The 20,796-nt window shown below is 65.8% G+C and carries 23 protein-coding genes; 10 read left to right on the top strand and 13 right to left on the bottom strand.

Translation table 11 applies throughout. The features are described 5' to 3' along the window. Positions 1-133 precede the first annotated feature (133 nt). Positions 134-1,801 (top strand): tRNA uridine(34) 5-carboxymethylaminomethyl modification radical SAM/GNAT enzyme Elp3, encoded by a 1,668-nt coding sequence (locus tag RBH22_RS03390; protein WP_256544862.1) that lies wholly within the window; start codon positions 134-136, stop codon positions 1,799-1,801. Positions 1,802-2,044: 243 nt separating this feature from the next. Here the strand turns inward: RBH22_RS03390 and RBH22_RS03385 are convergent, their stop codons facing one another. From RBH22_RS03385 to sod, 3 genes are all read right to left on the bottom strand, one after another. Continuing rightward, positions 2,045-2,614 carry a GNAT family N-acetyltransferase gene (locus RBH22_RS03385; protein ID WP_306676537.1) on the bottom strand — a complete coding sequence of 190 codons (570 nt, stop codon included), beginning with the start codon at positions 2,612-2,614 and terminating at the stop codon, positions 2,045-2,047. A gap of 176 nt (positions 2,615-2,790) precedes the next feature. Next, positions 2,791-2,985 carry a cold-shock protein gene (locus RBH22_RS03380; protein ID WP_049984818.1) on the bottom strand — a complete coding sequence of 65 codons (195 nt, stop codon included), beginning with the start codon at positions 2,983-2,985 and terminating at the stop codon, positions 2,791-2,793. Between the two features lie 138 nt (positions 2,986-3,123). Then, positions 3,124-3,723: a superoxide dismutase gene (gene sod / locus RBH22_RS03375; RefSeq protein WP_256288258.1), complete on the bottom strand. Its 600-nt coding sequence runs from the start codon at positions 3,721-3,723 to the stop codon at positions 3,124-3,126. Positions 3,724-4,116: 393 nt separating this feature from the next. Between sod and tsaA the strand changes: the two genes are divergently transcribed. Beyond that, entirely contained in the window at positions 4,117-4,548 is a 432-nt protein-coding gene (gene tsaA / locus RBH22_RS03370) for a tRNA (N6-threonylcarbamoyladenosine(37)-N6)-methyltransferase TrmO (protein ID WP_306676536.1), read from the top strand. 131 nt (positions 4,549-4,679) lie between these two features. Here the strand turns inward: tsaA and RBH22_RS03365 are convergent, their stop codons facing one another. From RBH22_RS03365 to folP, 3 genes are all read right to left on the bottom strand, one after another. Further along, a complete protein-coding gene (locus RBH22_RS03365; protein WP_306676535.1) occupies positions 4,680-6,107 on the bottom strand; it encodes a deoxyribodipyrimidine photo-lyase in 1,428 nt (475 codons plus the stop codon). Positions 6,108-6,179: 72 nt separating this feature from the next. Continuing rightward, positions 6,180-6,863 carry a 6-hydroxymethylpterin diphosphokinase MptE-like protein gene (locus RBH22_RS03360; protein WP_306676534.1) on the bottom strand — a complete coding sequence of 228 codons (684 nt, stop codon included), beginning with the start codon at positions 6,861-6,863 and terminating at the stop codon, positions 6,180-6,182. Positions 6,864-7,065: 202 nt separating this feature from the next. Beyond that, complete coding sequence (gene folP, locus RBH22_RS03355; protein ID WP_306676533.1) at positions 7,066-8,295, bottom strand: dihydropteroate synthase; 1,230 nt, start codon at positions 8,293-8,295, stop codon at positions 7,066-7,068. An 86-nt stretch (positions 8,296-8,381) separates the two neighbouring features. Here folP and RBH22_RS03350 point away from each other — a divergent pair, with 86 nt between their 5' ends. Next, complete coding sequence (locus RBH22_RS03350; RefSeq protein WP_306676532.1) at positions 8,382-8,687, top strand: DUF5827 family protein; 306 nt, start codon at positions 8,382-8,384, stop codon at positions 8,685-8,687. A gap of 39 nt (positions 8,688-8,726) precedes the next feature. On the opposite strand, the gene RBH22_RS03345 is transcribed toward RBH22_RS03350, so the two are convergent. Continuing rightward, a complete protein-coding gene (locus tag RBH22_RS03345) occupies positions 8,727-9,302 on the bottom strand; it encodes an MBL fold metallo-hydrolase (RefSeq protein WP_306676531.1) in 576 nt (191 codons plus the stop codon). Between the two features lie 138 nt (positions 9,303-9,440). Here RBH22_RS03345 and RBH22_RS03340 point away from each other — a divergent pair, with 138 nt between their 5' ends. Then, complete coding sequence (locus RBH22_RS03340; RefSeq protein ID WP_306676530.1) at positions 9,441-9,953, top strand: metal-dependent hydrolase; 513 nt, start codon at positions 9,441-9,443, stop codon at positions 9,951-9,953. Between the two features lie 104 nt (positions 9,954-10,057). Then, the gene (locus tag RBH22_RS03335) at positions 10,058-10,252 is read left to right on the top strand and encodes a cold-shock protein (RefSeq protein ID WP_121558331.1); all 195 of its coding nucleotides are present in this window, start codon (positions 10,058-10,060) and stop codon (positions 10,250-10,252) included. 102 nt (positions 10,253-10,354) lie between these two features. Here RBH22_RS03335 and RBH22_RS03330 read toward each other — a convergent pair whose 3' ends face one another. Then, positions 10,355-11,860 (bottom strand): cryptochrome/photolyase family protein, encoded by a 1,506-nt coding sequence (locus tag RBH22_RS03330; protein WP_306676528.1) that lies wholly within the window; start codon positions 11,858-11,860, stop codon positions 10,355-10,357. A 220-nt stretch (positions 11,861-12,080) separates the two neighbouring features. On the opposite strand from RBH22_RS03330, the gene RBH22_RS03325 reads away from it, so the two are divergent. Further along, positions 12,081-12,713 (top strand): response regulator, encoded by a 633-nt coding sequence (locus tag RBH22_RS03325; RefSeq protein ID WP_121568325.1) that lies wholly within the window; start codon positions 12,081-12,083, stop codon positions 12,711-12,713. A gap of 33 nt (positions 12,714-12,746) precedes the next feature. Here the strand turns inward: RBH22_RS03325 and RBH22_RS03320 are convergent, their stop codons facing one another. After that, entirely contained in the window at positions 12,747-13,550 is an 804-nt protein-coding gene (locus RBH22_RS03320) for a creatininase family protein (RefSeq protein ID WP_306676527.1), read from the bottom strand. Between the two features lie 116 nt (positions 13,551-13,666). Further along, entirely contained in the window at positions 13,667-14,800 is a 1,134-nt protein-coding gene (locus RBH22_RS03315) for a polymer-forming cytoskeletal protein (RefSeq protein ID WP_306676526.1), read from the bottom strand. A gap of 137 nt (positions 14,801-14,937) precedes the next feature. Here RBH22_RS03315 and RBH22_RS03310 point away from each other — a divergent pair, with 137 nt between their 5' ends. Next, positions 14,938-15,915 carry an aldo/keto reductase gene (locus RBH22_RS03310; protein WP_256288247.1) on the top strand — a complete coding sequence of 326 codons (978 nt, stop codon included), beginning with the start codon at positions 14,938-14,940 and terminating at the stop codon, positions 15,913-15,915. 1 nt (position 15,916) lies between these two features. Here RBH22_RS03310 and RBH22_RS03305 read toward each other — a convergent pair whose 3' ends face one another. Beyond that, complete coding sequence (locus RBH22_RS03305; protein ID WP_306676525.1) at positions 15,917-17,131, bottom strand: MFS transporter; 1,215 nt, start codon at positions 17,129-17,131, stop codon at positions 15,917-15,919. A 132-nt stretch (positions 17,132-17,263) separates the two neighbouring features. Between RBH22_RS03305 and RBH22_RS03300 the strand changes: the two genes are divergently transcribed. Beyond that, the gene (locus RBH22_RS03300) at positions 17,264-18,565 is read left to right on the top strand and encodes a twin-arginine translocation signal domain-containing protein (protein ID WP_306676524.1); all 1,302 of its coding nucleotides are present in this window, start codon (positions 17,264-17,266) and stop codon (positions 18,563-18,565) included. A 26-nt stretch (positions 18,566-18,591) separates the two neighbouring features. Here the strand turns inward: RBH22_RS03300 and RBH22_RS03295 are convergent, their stop codons facing one another. Further along, positions 18,592-19,251, bottom strand: a complete 660-nt coding sequence (locus tag RBH22_RS03295) for a DsbA family protein (protein WP_256288244.1) — start codon at positions 19,249-19,251, stop codon at positions 18,592-18,594. A gap of 128 nt (positions 19,252-19,379) precedes the next feature. On the opposite strand from RBH22_RS03295, the gene RBH22_RS03290 reads away from it, so the two are divergent. Continuing rightward, entirely contained in the window at positions 19,380-19,571 is a 192-nt protein-coding gene (locus tag RBH22_RS03290) for a DUF1918 domain-containing protein (protein ID WP_121568318.1), read from the top strand. A 37-nt stretch (positions 19,572-19,608) separates the two neighbouring features. Then, positions 19,609-20,046 carry an RNA-binding protein gene (locus tag RBH22_RS03285; protein ID WP_256544848.1) on the top strand — a complete coding sequence of 146 codons (438 nt, stop codon included), beginning with the start codon at positions 19,609-19,611 and terminating at the stop codon, positions 20,044-20,046. A 162-nt stretch (positions 20,047-20,208) separates the two neighbouring features. On the opposite strand, the gene RBH22_RS03280 is transcribed toward RBH22_RS03285, so the two are convergent. After that, the gene (locus RBH22_RS03280; RefSeq protein ID WP_306676523.1) at positions 20,209-20,772 is read right to left on the bottom strand and encodes a thioredoxin family protein; all 564 of its coding nucleotides are present in this window, start codon (positions 20,770-20,772) and stop codon (positions 20,209-20,211) included. Between the last annotated feature and the right edge of the window lie 24 nt (positions 20,773-20,796).

The following is a 20,796-nucleotide window of genomic DNA, read 5'->3' as shown; positions in this document are numbered from 1 at the left end:
TCGCACACGACTCCGCGCACTTTTCCCGTTCTCTCTCGTTTCGACTCCTCGGAGCGACACGCTTAACCCCGAAACGCGACGAGAAACGCCCAATGAAACACCGCTCGCGACGACTCTCGGAGGTGACTCGCTAGTGAGCACGGACGCCGACCCCGAGCCGACAGAGACGGACGCGTTCCGCCGCACTTGCGAGGACCTCGTCGAGCGCATACTCGACGGCGAGGTCGGCCGCGACGACCTCGAATCGGCGAAACTCGACGCCTGTTCGACGCACTCCTCGCCGAAGGTGCCCAAGAACGCGGAGATCCTACAACACGCGCCGGAGAGTCGCCGCGAGGAGGTGAAAGACGTCGTCCGACGCAAACCCGTTCGGACCGCCTCGGGCGTCTCGCCGGTCGCGATTATGACCTCGCCGCATATGTGTCCGCACGGCAAGTGTCTCTACTGTCCTGGCGGCCCGGCCTCGGAGTTCGACTCCTCGCAGTCGTATACGGGTCACGAACCCGCGGCCGCACGCGGCGAGCAGAACGACTACGACCCGTACGGACAGGTGACGCTCCGACTCGAACAGCTCCGGCACATCGGCCACCCGGTCGACAAGGTCGAACTGATCCTGATGGGCGGGACGATGACCGCCCGCAGCCACGACTACCAGGAGTGGTTCGTCAAGCGCGCTCTGGAGGCGTTGAACGACTACGACCTCGATTCCGAACCCCAGCCGGCCGAAGACCAGTCGTTCAAGCCGGACCCCGAGGAAACCGAGTTCAGCTACGTCGAGGACGTCATCGCCGAGAACGAGACCGCAGACATCCGAAACATCGGGACGACGTTCGAGACGAAGCCCGACTGGTGTGACCCCGAACAGATCGATCGGATGCTCGACCTCGGCGCGACGAAGGTCGAGGTGGGCGTCCAGACGACCTACGAGCGGATCAACAGAGAGATGCACCGCGGCCACGGCGTCCAGGCGTCGATCGACGCCAATCGCCGACTGCGCGACGCCGGGTTCAAGGTCGGCTTCCATATGATGCCGGGGCAACCCGGGATGACGAAGGAGATGATCCTAGAGGACTTCCGGCAACTGTTCGAGCGCGAGGAGTACCGCCCGGACTACCTCAAGATCTACCCGACGCTCGTCGTCCGGGGGACCCGCGTGTACGATCAGTGGCGGCGCGATGAGTTCGAGCCGCTCGGAAACGAGGAGGCCGCAGAGATCGTCAGCGAAGTGATGGGGATGATCCCCGAGTACACGCGCCTCCAGCGCGTCCAACGAGACATTCCCGCCGACTTCATCGATGCGGGGGTCTGGAAGTCGAACCTCCGGCAACTGGCCGCCCAGCGCGCCGAGGAGAAAGGGATCGAGCAGCGCGACATCCGGGCGCGCGAAGCCGGGATGAACGAGGCCGACCCGGACCCAGAGCGGGTCGAACTGAACGCGAAGACCTACCAGGTCGCCGGCGGCACCGAACACTTCCTCGCCTTCGAGGATCCGGTCGAAGACCTACTCGTCGGGTTCTGCCGACTCCGTTTCCCGAACGACCCGGTTCGTCGCGAACTGGAGAACGCGGCGATCGTCCGCGAACTCCACGTCTACGGGAGCGAAGCGGGCATCGGTAGCGGCGAGGGCGAGTGGCAGCACAAAGGCTACGGTCGACGGCTCGTCCGTCGGGCGGAGGAACTCGCCGCCGACGCTGGCTACGACAAACTCGCGATCATCTCGGGCATCGGCGCCCGTGAGTACTACCGGCAGAAGCTCGGCTATCACCAGGACGGACCGTACGTCTCGAAGCGGCTGTCCTGATCGGCCCTCCGGCTGACGCGCCGTGTGGCGAACAGTCGGCACCCGCGTCGACGACGTCCCCGGCGCGCCGCCGTCCGCTTCCACGCCGACGTGCCGAGCGACCGCGACCCGACGTGGGTGAATGTCAGCGCACGGCGTGGCTGCTCCCGTCATCGGATATAAACATCCGGTCGCGACGGATCGTGGCGACTCGTCCGTCTGAGGCGGGCGGCGCGCCTCTGGAGTCGCAAAACGAGCCGACTCTCACTCCCGCGTGGAGTCGCCGTCGTCGTCGAGTGGCTTCGTCATCGACACGTGCGGGATTCCGGCCTCGTAGAACACGTCACCGTGTGCGACGTAGCCGAGCCGATCGTAAAAGTCGCGGACGCGGGTCTGTGCGTGGAGCGTGAGCCGTCCGAAACCCTCCTTGCGGGCTCGTTCTTCGACGGCGTCCATTAGCCGAACTCCCCATCCCTCGCCGCGCCGGTCGGCGGCGACGGCGACCCGCTCGACCTTGCCGGTCGGCGCGGCGGCCTCGGCTGCGCTGGCCCCTGCGGAGTCTGTGTCTACGGACGGGACGCGAAAGCGGGCCGCGCCGATGGGTTCGCCGTCGTCGTAGGCGACGAAGTGCGTCGCCGCCGCGTCGGGTTCGTCGTGTTCGTCCCACTCGATTTCCTCGTCGACGCCCTGTTCGTCGACGAACACCGCTCGGCGGACTGCGAAGGCGTCCTGCCGTTCGGCAGAGGACGTAGCGACGAAGACGCCGGTTCGACCGGCGTCGGTCTGTTCGCCGTCGGAAGCGCTGTCCTCGGCTGTGTCGCTCTCGGAGGTCACAGGAACACGAACGGAAGCCGAACGACTGAGCGTTTCGGATCAGTCCGGACGTTGGGTCGCCGCATCCCAAACTCAAAAAGTGAGCGTCACGCTCACGAGCGTAGCAATTCGCCCGAGCGAACCCGGGCAGAATGATGTGCCGTCGTGTTAGTCGCCGAGGCGACTACAAGCCGGTATTAGTTACGAACGAGGTTCGTCGCGCGCGGGCCCTTCGGCGAGGACTCGATTTCGAAGTCGACGTCCTGACCCTCTTCGAGGTCCGGGCCGCCGACATCCTCCATGTGGAAGAACACGTCGTCGTCAGAGTCGTCAGTCGAGATGAAACCGTAGCCGCCAGTGTCGTTGAAGAAGTCAACCTTACCGTTTGCCATTGCAAACAATCGTACACCCCACTCACGGATAACACTTGTGAGGGTCGCGGTACCACGACGGTCACGAGCCGAACGGTACAGTAGCGACTGACGGGATCGGTCGGTGCTAAAGAAATGTCGGGGTGTACGAGTCGTCGCTTACTCGAAGAGTTCGACAGCCTGCTCGTAGCGAGCGCTGGGTTCTTCCCAGTCGACTACCTCGAAGAAGTTCTCGACGAAGTCGCCGCGGGCCGGACCGTAGTCGTGGTAGTACGAGTGCTCCCAGACGTCCAGCGCGAGCACCGGATGGCTGCCCCAGAGCGCGCCCTGGTCGTGCTTGTCGACGACCACGTTGCGCAGCTGGTTCGAGAACGAGTCGTAGACGAGAAGCGCCCAACCGCTCGCGGCGGACGCCGCTGCCTCGAACTCGCCCTTCCAGGCTTCATAAGAGCCGAAGTCCTCCTCGATTCGGTCCGCGAGCGCTCCGGACGGCCCGTCGCCGCCCTCCGGCGACATACTCTGCCAGAACAGGTCGTGGAGGATGTGACCGCTGCCGTTGTGGGTCACGTTGCGGATCGCACCGGCAGACGAGGAGAAGTCGCCCGCCTCACGGTTCTCTTCGAGCGTCTCCTCGGCCGCGTTCCAGCCGTTTACGTAGCCCTGGTGGTGGGTGTCGTGATGCCACGTCAGGACCTGTTCGGAGATGTGCGGCTCGAGCGCGTCGTAATCGTACGGAAGGGGATCGAGTTCGTAGCTCATAATTGGACCTCCGTTCCTTACCACGGACGGATTCCTGTTAAACGTTAAGAGAGGTATGTTAACACGAATTTCCTACTGGCCTGACCGGTCTGTTTCGCGACCGATTCGGGTGCGCTTCCCGTTCTGCGATACGGTTGAGTGAGATACGCATTACTACAGGAGAGGCTCCACGCATCGTTTCAGACGAAGCGCTCACGAGCGCGATACTCCGGAACCAAAGCAATAACAACTCAAAGTCACAAAATAATAATTGAGTGGTGGAGACAATATAATGCACCGAAGAACGACCCGTTGCGACTTCGCCGACGCGGGAACTGTAATGAAATCGGATCTGCGACTCGGCTCGTCTCACGCGGGCGCTCGCCCGTTCGCGGTCACAGGGGCGGGTGTGCGATGACGGCGTTCACGCCGATCGGCCGGGTCGACTCGCCGTTCGAGCGCCCCGCCGACGTCGATCACGACCTCGTCGACGAAACGGAGGGGACGATCGTCGTCGACGAGGAGTACGCCGCGGGCCTCGACGGCCTCGAGGACTTCTCGCACATCGTGATCCTCGCACACTTAGATCAGATCGACGACTATCACCTCCGCGCCCGGCCACCGCACGTCGAGGGCGTCGAAGTCGGCGTGTTCGCGACGCGGAGTCCGCACCGGCCGAACCCGATCGCACAGACCGTCGTCGAACTGCTGGAGCGGGACGGAAACCGTCTCCACGTCCGCGGACTGGACCTCGCCGACGGGACGCCCGTCCTCGACATCAAGCCGTACGTGCCTACGGTGTCCGAAGACGAGGGCCTCGCGCTCGGCTGGCTCGACGAGCGGTAGCGCGCTCGCCGTCCTGGTGGCCGTTCGCTTTCCCCGAGCTGTCTCTCCTCATAATGATTACTCTCGTCTCTTACCGCCGACCATCGCCTCCGGGAGTGGCGCTCGGCGATACACAGTGAGAGTAATCACTATCAGTCCTCGCCGCGCGCGGCCTCGAACATCGCCAGTGCAGCCTCGCGGCGCTCGCTGTGGTCGACGATCGGTTCGGGGTACTCGACGTCGATGCCGGCCCGTTGCGTCGGTGAGAGTTCGTGCCACTCGTGGATCAACTCGGCGTCGACGTCGCGGAGTTCCGGCACGTACTCCTTGATGTACTCGGCGTCGGGGTCGTAGCGTTCGCCCTGCGTCATCGGATTGAAGATCCGGAAGTACGGCTGAGCGTCGGTTCCCGTCGACGCCGCCCACTGCCAGCCACCGTTGTCGTTTGCGGTGTCGTGGTCCGCGAGATACTCCCGGAAGTGATCGTAACCCTCTCGCCAGTCGATCTGCAGATCCTTCGTGAGGAACGACGCGACGATCATACGGACGCGGTTGTGCATATACGCCTCCGCTTTGAGTTGTCGCATCCCGGCGTCGACGATCGGATAGCCAGTCTCGCCGTCCTTCCACGCCTGCAACTCGTCGGGGTCGTTTCGCCACTCGATGTCGTGTTCGTACGCTCGGAAATTCTCGGTCACGACCTCCGGATTGAAAAAGAGGACGTGCGCGTAGAACTCCCGCCAGGCGAGTTGGGACTGGAACTCCTCGACCGACTCGACCTGGTCGTCGCTGGCGCGCGCTCGCGCCCCGGCCGTCGCCTCGTACACCTCGCGGATGCCGATCGTGCCGAACTTCAAGTCCGCCGAGAGGTGTGAGACCGCTTCGCGGGTCGGGTAGTCTCGATCCTCCTCGTAGCGGTAGATGCCGTCCCCACAGAACTCAGAGAGGCGGTCGCGGGCGGCTGCAGTTCCGGCAGACTGGATGTCCGCGCCCGGTTCCTCGAAGCCGAGTTCTTCGATCGTCGGGAGCGCCTCACCGGTGACGTCCGCGAGTGCGTCGGCCCCGGGTGCGGCGATCGGGTCGGGCTTCTCGCGGTCGCGCCACTTCTTCCAGAAATAGGTGTAGACGGAGTAGGGATCGCCGTCGTTGGTCGTGATCGACCCGGGTTTGTGGAAGATAGCGTCGTGAAACGACTCCCGGGCGACGTCGCGCTCGTTCAGCGCGCGCCGGACGCGGGCGTCGCGCTCGCGGGCGAGTCCGGAGTAGTCTTTGTTCCAGACGACGCGGTCGGCGTCGTATTCCGCGGCGAGGTCTGTGAGCACCGCCGCGGGGTCGCCGTGGGCGACGACGAGATCCGAGTCGCGCTCGCGGTACCACGCCCGCAACGCGGCTAGTGCGTCGAGCAGATAGCGGACGCGGGCGTCGCCGGCGTGATCGAGGACCGCGTCGTCGAAGACGAACACGGGAACGACACCCGAATCGGGGTCGTCGCGGGCGGCGTCCCCCACGGCGTCGGCGGCCGCCGTGAGCGCACGGTTGTCTACCGCGCGGAGGTCCCGTCGGTGCCAATGAAGCTGCATACCGACACGTCGAACGCCCCCGTCGTCAACGTATCGGCAGTCCTGCCAGGTCTGCTGGCGAAGCGCGAACGCCTACGAGAGCGCGAGCGGATCGATGTCGTCGCGGCGGCCGTCGAGAACCGCGAAGCGCTCGTCCCGTCGGCGTTCGAGCAGGTGGAGCAGCCGCTCGGCCCAGCGGAGTTTCTTCGCCTTCGGCGGTGAGACGCTCGGGTCGTCGAAGTCCCACCCGACGAAGCGGAGTTCCGCCGCGCCGAATTCGTCCGCGATGAACGCCGCGCGGTCGCCGTCGGTGAAGCCGCCGAAGTTGTAGACGGCGTCAGTCGGAGCCGCCTGCGTCGTCGCGACGACGTGCTCGTTTGCCAACTGCGGCGCCCACTCCTCTACGAGCGGGACGTTGTCGCCGTGGGCGTGTGCGGCGACGGGTGTCCCCTCCTTGGTCAGCCCACGGGCTGTTTCAGGGTTCTTGTCGAGGTCCGTGACGAATAGGTCGACGTCGTAGCCGGCGTCGCGGACGACGTCTGCGGCCGTCGAGGCGGCGACGACCCTGTCGGCGTCGGCGACGCGGTCGACTGCCTCTCGCAGTGACGGCGCGGCACCGACGACGGCGACGACCTCGCCGGCGTAGTCCAGTCGGTCGAAATCGAACGGCGTCGCGTACGCGGCGAGCACGTCGCGGGCGCGCTCGTCGCCGTCGCGTGGATACCCGAAGTCGGTGAGGATCGATTCGTAGATCGGCTCCCAGGTTTCGAAGCGCATAGCTATCGCTCCCGAGCGTTACGGTACGAGCCGGAATGGCACCAAGTACCCCTACCCGCGTGCCCTTCCGGCTTCCAGTGGACCGGTTTCAATCGGTCCGTCATAAGCTTTCCCGTGTTCTGACGCGTCTGACGGGAGGACACACGGCGTCTGACGCGCGTCTGCCGACGGTCCGGTCAACCCACTCGGGACGTTGTCTCATTTACGCTAGGTGTTCGGCAATCGTTTCGAGCGCCCCGGTGAGCCCGTCCGTGCCGCCCGTGAGCGCGCCGGCGAGTCCCGCAAGCGCGCCGACCGTGCCGAAGAGGAGGACAGTCCGCCCCGTCCCCCCGTCGCGGTCAGTGGCGCCGGGAGTTCCGTTCCCGTCGGCGAGCACGGACTGACCGCCGTCGACTGTCGCGCCCGAAACCACAGTCGCGCCCCGCTCGGCGGCCACCGTCGAGAGCGCGCCCACGTCGGCGTCGGAGAGGCTGTCGAGTTCGAACACCCGCACGACGGAATCGGTCGACACTGCTTCGGCGTCGGCGACGCCCACCCGGTCGAGGTGGCGTTCGGCCTCGCGAGGCGTCGTCACGTCGAGCTCCTCGATCGAAACGTCGCCGGCGTCGCGTTCGCGGACCCGGTCGCGGGCGAACTCGTGCCCGATCAGCGCGGCGTCGCGCGTCTCCGCGACGTCGTGCGTTCGGATCACGTGCGCGCCGCGCTCGACGGCCATCGACGTCGCCGCCAGCGAGACAGGGAGGGCTTCCTCGGTCGAGCGGCCCGCAACCGAGCGGAGGAAGTTCTTGCGGTTGATCGAGACGAGGATCGGGTAGCCGAGCCCGCGGAACTCCCGGAGCCGACGGAACGTCTCGCGGTCGTCTGCGAGCGTCTTCTCCTCGGACCAGCCGCCGAAGGCCGGGTCGACGAGCGTCTTGTCGGTGAAGCCGTTCAGCGAGAGCGCGTCGTAGATGTCGTCGACCTCCTCGATCGCGCCCGGACGCTCTAGGTCCGGCGGCGACGCCATCTTCGCGACGGCGACGTCGTAGTCCGCACAGACCCGTGGCATTTCCGGGTCGGCGAAGCCGCAGATGTCGTTGACCATATCGAAGCCGCACGAGAGTGCTGCGTCGGCGACCTCGTGATAGCGCGTCTCGATCGAGAAGACGGCGTCGCCGGAGACGCTTTCGAGCGTCTCGACGGCGGTGTCGAGCCGTTCGAGTTCCTGCTCGGCGGAGAGCACCTCGAAGCGCTTGTTCGCGGATTCGAGGCCGACGTCGACGATGTCTGCGCCCTGATCGATGAGTTCCTCGTCGACGTAGGCGGCGGCTTCACCCGGGTCGTCGAAGACGCTCGGGTCGTAGGGCGACTCCTTCGAGACGTTCAGGACTCCCATAATCCGCGGCGGGTGCTCGTCCCCGATCGGCAGACCGGCGGCGTCCACAGTTCGCATACTCTGAGGAGGGGCGGGAGACACATATACTGTCTGGCAGCGGCTTCTCGGCGGGACTTTTGACGCCGCAGCGAGAACGGGGTCGTATGCCCAAGCCGAAGGACGATTTCGACACGCTGTATCCGTACCGCCTCTACGAACCGACTGAGGTTCTCGACTCCGAGTTGATGTACACCGTCCCGGAGATCGCACGACTGTTGCAGGGGCTCGATCCGGACGTCGAACTCGACGCCGACACCGAAGACCGCGTCGTCGCGTGGACGATCCCGTGGCTGATGACGCACGCCGACGAGTTGGTGATCAACGATCCCGTCGGCGACGAACCCGGCTACTTCGGCGTCGCCAGCGAGGACCGACCTGTAGAAGAGATTCCCGACGACGCCGACGTGTAGCGGGCGGTGGGCGTCGAGCGAAGGGACTCCACCGCTTTCTCACATCCGTGCGGCCCGCGCGGCGAGTTCGACGTCGTCGATCGGACGCTCCGTGATGCTGGGGCCGTGGCCGACGTGAAGCGCCGCGAGGTCGTCGTCGAGGACATCGAGGAGCGCGTCGATGCTCCGGATCAGCGTCTCGCGATCGCCACCCTCGAGGTCGGTTCGGCCGAACCCGCCGTTCTCGAAGACGAGGTCGCCGGCGAAGCAGATGCCGGCCTCACGAGCGTACAAGCAGAGGTGGTCCGGCTTGTGTCCGGGCGTGTGCAGCGCCACGTAGTCGTCGTCGCCGATCTGGACCGTCTCGCCGTCGGCGATGGCGTTGTCGACGTACTCGTTCTCGGGGTCGTACCCCCACGTCTCGACATCGAACGCCTCGCGGATTGCTGGGAGGTTCTTGACGTGGTCGGGGTGCGTGTGCGTGAGGTAGACGCGGTCGAGTTCGTCCACGTGCGCTTCAATGCGCGCGACGACGTCGAAGTTCGCGCCCGCGTCGACGAGCGCCGTCGTCTCGCCGGTGACGAGAAAGACGTTCGAGGTGAACGCTCGGACGCCGCTCGCGAGATTCTGAATCATAGCCCCGGCTAGGCGGTGGGCCGACTTGCCTCTTTCCGATCGGACGGGACGGCTGGCCGCCGCCTCTCCAGTGGATTCGTTCGAGCCAATCACGGGACGGGTCCGGGAATTTTTGTGTCCGCACGCCCAGCCGTGGGTATGTACCGGAAGGGGCACTACGGGGTCTCGCTGGTCGTCTTCGCGCCGCTGGCGTTCGTTCTCGTCACGCTCGGCCGCGCGGATCTCGCGGTCGTCACCGGGGGGATAATGCTGTGGCTGACGATGTTGCCCGACGTCGATCACCGCCTTCCGGGGGTTCCGCACCGCGGGCCGACGCACTCGCTCGTCTTCGCCGCGCTCGTCGGCGCCGTCTTCGGTGGCGTGGGTGTCGCGCTGACGACGGTCGCGACCGGTAGTACGCCGTCGTTCGCGACCGTCGCCAGTGGAGCCTCGCTCGCGGCGGTCGGATTCGCGACTGGGGTGCTCACCGTCGTCGCGCACCTGGTCGGCGATGCGCTCACGCCGGCGGGCGTCAACTTCTTCTGGCCGTTCTCCGATCGCACGTACACGCTCGGACTCTGGCGCGCGGACAACACGATCGCAAATTACGGGCTGTTTGCGGTCGGAATTTTCGCGACGGGAGCGGCCGCCTACCTCGCTCTCGCGGTCTGAGGCGGGTTGCCGTCCCATACGGATGCTTCGCGAGCCGATCTCGGCTTCCGTCTCAGGATTGCGACACAAGGCTTATTTATCACCTTCGCGTTTTTGGGATTGCAATGGCGAAAGGAACGGTTGCGTTCTTTAACGACACAGGCGGTTACGGTTTCATCGAGAGCGAGGATTCTGACGAGGACGTCTTCTTCCACATGGAGGACGTCGGCGGTCCGGACCTCGAAGAAGGACAGGAAGTGGAGTTCGACATCGAGCAGGCCGACAAGGGCCCGCGCGCGACGAACCTCCAGCGCCTGTAAGGACGCACCACGATAGCGGTACTGCGGTCGGCGATCCCGTCGATTCTCACCACGATTCTGCATTTCTCACCCGGCGAGCGGCAGCGCCGACGGACTGTGGGGTTACAGCGACCCGTCAGCGGCTCGCTCACGCACCTCGTCGGCTCGCTCGCGGATCGCCTCCAACTCGGCGTCGTCTTTGCGGTCGACGTGAGAGTACATCAGCCCCATTCGTCCCGTGCCCCGGAGCGTCTCCTCGTTGCGCTTCAGGAAGTCCCAGTAGAGCGCGTTGAACGGACAGGCGTTCTCGCCCGTGGTTTTGGTCTTCGCGTACGGGCACGCCGAGCAGTGGTCGCTCATCTTGTCGACGTAGTTGGCTGACGCGGCGTAGGGCTTCGAGGAGAGCACGTCGGTGCCGAACGACCCCATTCCGACGACGTTCGGCGTCGTCACCCAGTGGTAGGCGTCGACGAAGCCGAGGTGGAACCACTCGTTGAGTTCCGCGGGGTCGACGCCGTACAGCAGCGCGAAGTTCGAGAGTAGCATCAGGCGTTCGATGTGGTGGGCGTACCCGTGGTCGTGGACGTGGGTGACGGCCTCCGAGAGACACTGCATCTCCGTCTCGCCGTCCCAGTACAGCGGCGGCAGCGACGCCGTCTGACCGAGTTGGTTCGCCAACCCGAGGTTCGGCATCGCGCGCCGGTAGACGTGGCGCATAAACTCCCGCCAGCCGATCACTTGCCGGACGAACCCTTCGACGCTGTTGAGCGGGGCGTCGCCCGATTCGTAGGCCGCGACGACCGGCTCGACCACCTCGCGCGCCCGGAGCAGGCCGAGATTGAGCGCGGCCGAGAGCAACGAGTGACACAGCGCCCACTCGCCGTCGCGCATCGCGTCCTGGTACGTGCCGAACTCGGGGAGCCGGACCGAGACGAAGTGTTCGAGCGCCCGCGTTGCCGCCTCGCGCGTGACGGGCCAGACGAACTCGTCCATCGCGCCCCAGTGATCGCCGTAACGGTCGGCGACGAACTGCTGTACCTCCCGCGTCGTCGCGTCCGGTTCGAATCGCGGCACGTCCGGCGGCGTCCACTCGGGCGGCGGCGTTTCCCTGTTGTCCTCGTCGTAGTTCCACGCGCCCCCGACCGGCTCGTCGCCGTCCATCAGGATGCCCGTCTCCCGGCGGACGTGGCGGTACCAGCCTTCCTGTCGGAACGTCTCGTTCTCGTCGCGCTCGCCCGCCCAGTCGTCGAACTGTTCGCGGGAGGTCAGAAACAGGTCGTTCTCGACGAGCGTGAGCGTGCCACCGCGTTCAGAGACTAACTCCCGCCGGCGGTCGTCGGCCCCGTGGCTCGGCGACCGGAGTCCGAGGAGGTCGTCGCCGGGGTTCACCTCGAAGTAGCGATCGAGTGCGTCGCCGAACGTCTCCGCTTGGAGGTACGTGACGTCGTAGCCGCGGTCCCGAAGGTCGTCGCGGAAGTGCCGCATCGCACTGAAGACGAGCGTGAGCTTCTGGGGGTGGTACGGACGCCGCTCGGCGAACGCGTGCGCTTCGATGAGCAGGACGTGATCCGCGGACCCGAGCGGGGCGGCGTCGGGGTGTAATTGATCGCCGAGGAGCCAAACCGTCATCGAACGGAAATTCGATGCCCGACGACAAAGTCGACACGGCCGCTCCGTCCGATTACAAACTTCGAAAATTGCGACGCGGGCGTCGGTGCTGGCACAGGCTCTGAAGAACGACGGGAAACGGTTCCTCGTCTCTCTTTAGCCGCTCTCGGTCTATCTCAGGGACCGGAGGGGGGAGGGCAAGAATTTAGACGACGGGCGACGACGTGCGACGTGGATCGCTATGGACGGCGCTACACCCCAAATCCTCGTCGTCGAAGACGAGCCAGACTTGGCGGAACTCTATGCCATCTACCTCTCGGACGTGTACGAGGTTCAGACGGCCACTAACGGCGAGACCGCGCTCGAACTCGTAGACGACGGGATCGACGTCGTCCTCCTCGATCGCCGGATGCCGGATATGACCGGCGACGAGGTTCTCGACGAGATTCGAACCCGTGGCATCAACTCGCAGGTCGCGATGATCACGGCCGTCGAACCCGACACGGACATCCTCGAGATGCCGTTCGACGACTATCTCGTCAAGCCTGTCACGCAGGAGGATCTGCACGGGCTCGTCGAGGTACTGCTCCGCCGCGCCGACTACGACGACCGCTCACAGGAGTTCTTCCGGCTCGCCTCGAAGAAAGCCGCATTGGAGTCCGCCCCCGACGTGTCGGTCGGAGAGGTCGACGAATACAAGGAACTGACACAGCGGATGGAAGAGATCAGAGCCGAACTCGACGACACGCTCTCAGATCTGAGCGAGGACGACTTTCGGGACGCCTTCGCGTCGTTCCCGGACATCGACGTCGACGACTCCGCCACGTTCGGGAACGGGGACGTCGACGGCCCGGACTCGTCGCCGTCCTTCTGAGATTGTAGGCCGCTCTGCGCCGCTCTCTTCGAATCAGTCCGCTCTGCGGCTCCCCGGCTGGGGATCGACGTGCGCCGGCGTCATCAGATCTTCGTAGCGCTGCTCGTCGAGCCACTCTAAGAGCTCTACCAACTGCTCCGTCGCCGCCTCGAACAGCCGCGCGCCGATTTCGGCCGTCGCGTCGGTCTGGTCGCCGAACACGCCGTTCTCGGAGTTCTCGACGGCGTCGTAGAACGTTCGCGCGCCGTTCTGCCGGAGATGTTCTGCACTTTCGATGTCGCGAACGCCGCCGTCGCGGGCGGCTTCGAGTTGGTCGTCGCGGACGAGTTCGGGCGCGAGATGCTGAATCATCGCCGTCTCCTTCGGGCCGCCGTGGGGGCCGTTCTGCTCGAACACTTCGTCAACGAGTTCCGGGATCGACTCGTTCCACATCCACTCGACGGCGTAGAGCGTGCCGTCGTCGCGGAGGCGACGCCCGACTTCGCGCAGATGCTCGACGTTGCCGCCGTGGGCGTTGACGTACACGACGCGGTCGATCCCGTGGTACGCGAGGTTTCGCGTCATCGACTCGACGTAGTCGCGGAACTGCGGGGCGTCGACCCACATCGTGCCGTGGAACTGCCGGTGATGCGGGCTGACGCCGACGTTCACCGTCGGCGTGCAGAGAAAGCCCGTCCGGTCGGCGGCCTCGCGAGCCAGCCCCTCCGCGATGAGATGGTCGGTCGCGAGCGGGAGATGGGGACCGTGCTGTTCGGTCGATCCGAGCGGCACGATCGCCACCGACTCCTCGGCGACGTAGTCCGCGAGTTCGGGCCACGTCTGGTCTGCGACGTACATACCGGCCGGACGCGGCGAGGCATCAAGAAAGGTACGGCACGACGACGGACAGCGGCGGGACGGTTGCGTCCGACAGTGTTACTCGCTCGCCGTAGCGGTGCTCTCCGAGTCGCTCCTCACTGGTCTGCCGACGGAGTGCCGATGGCCGCGCCGGCGTCCTCGTCGGGACCCTCCTCGGATCCACGGAGCACGACGACGAACGCTCCCAGGCCGACGAGCAGCACGGCGAACTGGACGAGGCCGCCGAGGATCGGGACGGCACCCAACAGAGCCACGGCGACGACGCCCACGAGGAGTGCGACCCACTGGTTCTCGTAGTCGACGAGCGACAGCAGCCACGTGCCGACCACGATAGCCCCGTAGACCGACGTCACCCACAGGAGCAGCCCGAAGACGACGAGCCCGGCCAACGAGAGCGGAATACCGACGATCGTGATGAGCAAGAGCAGTAGCACGATCGGGACGCTGATCAGCGTCAGGAGCCCGATGCCGCCGCTGCGGAGCGTCTGAGTCCGGCCCGCATCGACGAGCCGTCGGGCGAAGTTCGGTGCGACTACGAGGAGTACCGCGCCGAGCACGAGGTTGACCAGCGTGGAGTAGACCGACCCGACCCAGGCGGGGACCGCCGGGAGGCCAGCGCCCCCACCGGAGCCGAACACGTCGGGACCGGTGACAGAGAGCGACTCGTCGCGGGTGACCTCACCGGAGACGCTCGCACCATCGGCGAGCGTGAAGTTGGCGGCGTCGTAGGTGAGAGACCCGCCGATCGCTGCAGTCGATCCCACAGCGAGTGTGTCCGCGCCGACCCGCGCGTCGCCGTCGATCGCCCCGTCGAGGCGGACGTCGGCTGCGCCGGCTTCGAGCGACCCGCCGACCTGCGAGCCCTCACGGAGCGCTAGCGCCGCCGAACCGACGGTGACGTCGCCGTCGACAGTGCCTTCGATCACGACGCTCCCGGCGGCGGCGTCGAGCGACCCCGTCACGCGACCCGTCTCGGTGACGAGCACCGATCCGGCCGCGGTTTCGACGTCGCCGTCGACCGTGCCAGCGATGACGATCGACCCGCCGGCCGCTTCGAGATCGCCGTCGTACGTTTCGCCGGCGTCGACGCGGACGACGCCGCCGACCGATCCGTCTGAGCCCGGCCCGCTCGGACCGAACTGCTGTGCGCTCGCGACCATCGGTAGTCCGCCGAAGACGACGATGGCCGTGAGGAGGAGTACGAGTGTTACACGTGGAGACTGTGACATTCTGCTCACGAGAGGGGACCTCTCACCGAAACGATACGATGGCATCGGCCTTAATTATATTCGAGTGAGATTATTCGGGATTCACCGGTCCCACCTCGCCGCGTGGCTTTTTGCCGGTCCGGTGTGTGCGCTCCGCTATGGAGTACACGACGCTCGGTAATACGGGAACGACCGTCTCGAAGATCTGTCTCGGCTGTATGAGTTTCGGCGACAGCGACTGGCGCGAGTGGGTGCTCGACGAGGAGGACGGGAAGGAACTCGTCGATCGCGCCATCGAACTGGGCGTGAACTTCTTCGACACCGCGAATATGTACTCCCGCGGTGAGTCCGAGCGCGTCCTCGGCGAGGCGCTCTCGGAGTACGACCGCGACGAGTTCGTCGTCGCCTCGAAGGTGTACTTCCAGATGGACGACGACGATCCGAACTCCGGCGGCCTCTCGCGAAAGGCGATCGAGCAGGAACTCGACAACTCCCTCGCGCGACTGGGAATGGACACGCTCGATCTCCTGCAGATCCACCGCTGGGACTACGACACCCCGATCGAACAGACGATGCGGACGCTCGACGACGCCGTCCGGCGGGGCAAGACCAGATACCTGGGCGCGTCGTCGATGTGGGCACACCAGTTCGCCGAAGCACAGCACACCGCCGACCGACTCGGTTTGACGCCGTTCTCGACGATGCAGAACCACTACAATCTCCTGTACCGGGAGGAAGAGCGCGAGATGCTACCGCTCTGTGAGAAACAGGGCGTCGGCGTCATCCCGTGGTCGCCGCTCGCGCGCGGCCGACTGGCGCGGCCACACGAGGACTCGCGCGCGACGACCCGCGGGGAGACTGACGACTACGCGCACCAGCATCCGTATCTCGACAGCGGCGGCCGCACAGTCAACGAGCGCGTACAGGAACTCGCCGACGAGAAGGGCGTGAAGATGGCCCAAATCGGGCTCGCGTGGCTGTTCGCCGACGACCGGGTCGACGCGCCGATCGTCGGGACGACGAGCGTCGAACACCTCGAAGACGCCGTCGAGGCGCTGTCGATCGACCTCTCGGATTCGGACATCGAGTACCTCGAAGAGCCCTACGAGCCCGTCCGCGTCTCCGGGCACGAGTAACTCACTCGGACGCATCGCTCACGATCGTCCGTCCCCCGCCCCCGGCGTCTTCCGACCCGGCGATTCGCCACACCGCCCGCCCGGCGACGAGTGCGATCGCGACCTCCGAAGACCCGACGAGGAGGAACGACGCCAGGAACCCCGCTGTCGACGTCGTCAGCCCACCGAGGAGGAATCCGGCGAGAAATCCCAGACTTCCGAACACGTTGAATCCGCCGAGCGCCGCGCCCCGCGTCTCCGGCGCGGCGACGTCCGTCACGAGAGCCATCGTCGCCGGCGCGACCAGCGCGCCGAGGGCGCCGACGGCGACCATCGCGAGGACAGCCAGTTCGACGCCGGGCGCGATACCGACGGCGACGATCCCGAGCCCATAACAGATCGACCCGACGGTCACTGGAATCGCCCGTCCGACGCGGTCCGAGAGGATGCCCGCGGGGTACTGCAGGAGCGCGAACGGGACGAAGAAGGCCGCGAGCGCGAGGCCGGCGCCGGCGGCGTCGAGACCGAACGATTCCCGAAAGTAATAGACGCCCACGAGCGCGAAGAAGCCGGCCGTCATCCGGTCGATGAAGCCGAAGGTGTAAGGAACGGCCAGTACCGGGCGGTCCTTGAGCCGTTTGAGCGCGTCGCCGACGCGGATCCGACCCGCTCCCGGCAGTTCCTCGGAGATTGTTATGAACAGAACCGCGACCGCGACGAGCGTCGCCGCCGCGGCGTACAGCGGGTACAGCGGGTCGGCGTCGGCGAGACGGCCACCGAAGACGGAGCCGAGCGCCGCGCCGAGACCGATCGCGATGCCGGCCGCGCCCATATTCCGACCGTTGCCACCGGAGAGGTCCGCCAGGGCGGTGATCGCGAGCGAGAACGCGCCGATCGTCGCCGCGCCGCCGACGAGACGAACGAGAAGGACACCCGCGAACGGGATTCCCAGCGTCGGTGCGGCCGCGAGAAGCAGGTAGCCGGCCGCGCCGCCGAGTGCGCCGGCCGCGGCCAGCGGCATCCGTCGCCCGAGGGCGTCGCTCGCGGCCCCCCAGACGCTGGCGAAGGTGACGAACGCGGCGAACTCCGCGACGAGGAACCACATCCCGGCGCGGATTTCTCCCCCGCCACCGAGTGCGGTGACGATGTCCTCGACGCCGGGGTACAGAAACACCTGCGAGACAAGCACCCCCCAGACTCCGATGGCGAGCCGAATTCGTGTCTCGCGACGAGTCACGGGACCCTTTTTGCTGTCCCGATAAATATCCGCGTCGCTTTCGGAACCACAGCAGGTAGCCGACGCTGCCGCTGGTCGCACACACTGTGCGCCATCAGAACCCACTTTGCCGTCAGGGATCTACTGACTCGTATGGTAGACGGGCGGGGCGACCGGACGCGTCGCGACGTGCTGAAAGCAGCCGTCGCCGTCGGCGGCGCGGCGGCGCTGTCGGCGTGTCTCGAACGCACAGCGGAACCGGTGCCAGCCGGCACCGACCAGTTTTCGTCGCTGCCGGAGCGACAGCACGCGTGGAACGACCGCGTCCGGACTGACGAACACGGAAACACGCTGCTTCCCAGGCATCAACTGTTGCTGTATCTGACCCTTCCGGGCGAGGGGCCGCCGGAGGAGGCCGACAGAGCGACCGTCGAGACAGCCCTACAGACGCTCGATCGGGCGTACGAACGGAGCAGCGAGGGATTGTTATACTCGATCGCGTACTCACCGCGGTACTTCGATCGGTTCGAAGACGACCTCCCCGACTCGATCGACCTCCCCGAGCCCCGAGCACTCTCGTCGTTCGAGACGCCGACGCTGGACCGGCAGGACGCGCTGCTTCACCTCGCCTCAGACCGTGCGGACGTCGTCCTCACCGCCGAGGAAGCGCTGACAGGCGACGAAGACACCGCGAACGACGTCCCCGTCGAGGCGACCCTCACGGACGTCTTCGAGGTTTCAGATCGCCGGTCCGGATTCGTCGGTGCAGGGATGCCCGCGGACCGACAGGACGGGCTGGCGGGCATCCCATCGTCGAATCCGGTCCCGAAAGAGTCACCGCTTTTTATGGGCTTCATCGCGGGGTTCAAGCAGAACCAGGCGACCGAAGACTACGTCACGCTCTCGCAGGGTTCCTTCGCGGGTGGGACCACGAAACACGTCTCGAACCTCCGGATGCGTCTCGACGACTGGTACGAGGAGCAGTCCTTCGAACAGCGCGTGGCGGAGATGTTCTCGCCGGTGCACGCCGAGCGCGACCTAGTCGAGGGCGTCGGCGCGAACCTCGGCGACGACAGCGGCGTCACGGCGGAGATGATCGACGACATCGAAGGCCACGCCCGACAGTTCGCCCGCGTCGGCCACGCCCAGAAAGCCGCGCGTGCGAACCGCGAAGCGGACGGGACGCCGCGAACGCTCAGACGACACTTCGAGTCGACCGACGACGACGAGGCGGGGCTACACTTCCCCAGTCTGCAACGAGAGATATCGACGTTCGAGGAGGTTCGCAGGGCGATGAACGGGACGGACCTCACCGAGATTCCGACGATCAGACAGCGCGTGAACAACGGGATTCTCGAATACGTGTTCGTGAAGCGTCGCGGTAACTTCCTGGTGCCACCGCGGTCGCTTCGCGCGCTTCCGACGCCGAGCGGCACGACACCTGGTCTCGACTGAGTCCAGTTTCCAGAGAGGCGGCTCGATCAGCCGAGTTGGCTGTCGATGGCGCCGCTGACGCGCTCCCAGCCGTAGTTGTCGAGGAGTTGCCCGTTCACGTAGACGGCCGGCGTTCCGGGGACGCCTCGTTCGGATCCGGTCTCTCGGTCCGCTTCGACGACCGGACGGTAGGACTCCTGGTCTGCGGCCGCGGCGACCGTACAGCCGTCGACACCGAGGTCGGATGCGATGTCGTGAACGACCTGGTAGCCGTCGTCGCTGAGGCGACCCTGATTCTCGTAGACGCGCTCGGTGAAGGTGAAGAACGTCTCGGCGTCACTCCGATCCTGCACCGCGCGCGCAGCAGAGGCCGCGAGCCACGACCAGTTGCTCACCGGGATCGGGTAGTCGAAAAATCGGAACTGGACGTCGCCGGCGTCGACGTAGTTCGACTTGATCTTCGGAGCGACAGACAGCGTAAACTCCTGACAGTGCGGGCAGGTGAAGTCCTCGAAGACGTCGACGGTGACGGGGGCGTCTTCGGGGCCGAGTGCGGGGCGCGGCAGCGACGAGACTGTGTCGAGGTTGCCGACGTCACACCCTTCTGGAAGCGCACTCCCACCGGAGCCGCCGAGACAGCCGGCTGTCGCGCCGAGCGTCGTCACTCCACCGACCGCAGCGAGATAGGACCGCCGTGTCGTTCGCATACCGGATCGCACGGCTCGCCGACATATATATAGTACCGTTTGCGGAAGGCGCGGTTCCGGTGAGCGCGGCTCGGCGACTCCGCGTTCGGAACCAGTCGATTTTTCACCCGCGCGCGCGGCTCTCCGGTATGGAGTTCGAAGAGGACGACAGCGTGGTACTGCGCGACAAGCACAGCGAATTCGACGGCGAGGTCGGCACGATCACGCAGGTCGTCGAGACGATGTTCGGCGACGCGACCTACACCGTCAGCTTCGAAGACGGTCAGGAAGTCGGCATCTCCGCCGACCAGCTCGAAGCCGCGGACGAAGACGAAGAGTAACGGGAGTTTTTCCCCGCCGCAGCGCGAAGCGTCGCTAATGCCCCGAATTCCGTTTCACTACGTCGATCTGCGGACTTTCTGCTACGAGACCGAAGACGACAAGCGAGTCGAGAGCGCGCTCCGGACCTTCCTCCCCGAGGAGTTCGAGGTGACCCGCACCGAGAGCACCGGTCACCACGGCGACCGAATCATCGTCTTCTCGGCTCGCGTGGAGAACGCCGACGACGTCCGCCACGTCCTCGCGAAGTTGTCCGAACTGCCGGACTTCGACGCGCTACTCGAGGAACTCGACGAGCGCGTCACCGAGAACACCGAGCTATTCTTACGATTGGACAAACAGGCGGCGTTCCGCGGCGACGTCCGACGCGGCAACGGGATCACGCTGCGGGCGAAGGTAGAAGCCTACCCCGCCACGAAGGAAGCAGCCGTCGAGAACGCCCGGGAAGCGCTCTCTGAGGCCGAAAGCCTGTCGTAGCGGTGCTATCGGAGAAGCGAACAGGTAGCACTGGACGGCTCACAGGGCGGTGTGCTACGCATCCGCGGCGCGCCCTGTGATAGGGGTCAACGCACGCGGTGCGTGGTCTCGTCTTCGTATATAAGTGCAATCAAGGAGAGAATGCAGATAGCCGTCGCCGACTCAATTGTCCGTCCACTTGATCGAGCAGCCCTGCGAGGGGGTCTCTGCGAGCGGAACGTCCTCACCCCCGAGAAGTGCTTCGACGGCCTCGCGCATCTCGTGACGGCTCGGCTCTTCGTCGGGGCTCATCGCGTCGTCGATGCGTGAGTGGAAGGCGAGTCGGAACGTATCGCCGTCGCGCTCGAAGAGGAATGGATCGGGCGTGCAGACGGCGCCGTACGCGTGCGCGACCTCCTGTGACTCGTCGCGGAGGTACGCGGTGTATTCGATTTCGCCCGCGTCGACACGTTCTTGCATCCGTTCGAGGGAGTCGTCGGGATACTCCGCGGCGTCGTTCGGGTTGATTCCGACGACGGCGAGGTCGTCGTACGCGCTCGCGAGGTGATTCAGTTCGTCGACCTTCGCCTCGGCGTACGGGCAGTGATTGCAGGTGAAGACGACGAGCAGCGCCTCGTAGTCGTCGAAATCCGAGAGCGTGTACGTTTCCCCGTCGGCACCGGGGAGTTCGAACGCCGGTGCCTCCTCGCCGTGCGACAGTTCCGAATCGGATTCGACTAGAACCATATAGCCGAGGTAGAGGGCTGTCGA

Source organism: Halobellus sp. H-GB7 (genome assembly GCF_030848585.1).
GTDB classification, from domain to species: domain Archaea; phylum Halobacteriota; class Halobacteria; order Halobacteriales; family Haloferacaceae; genus Haloquadratum; species Haloquadratum inordinatus.
Note: the sequence above shows the minus strand (reverse complement) of the source record. Positions and strands in the feature narration are given on the sequence as shown.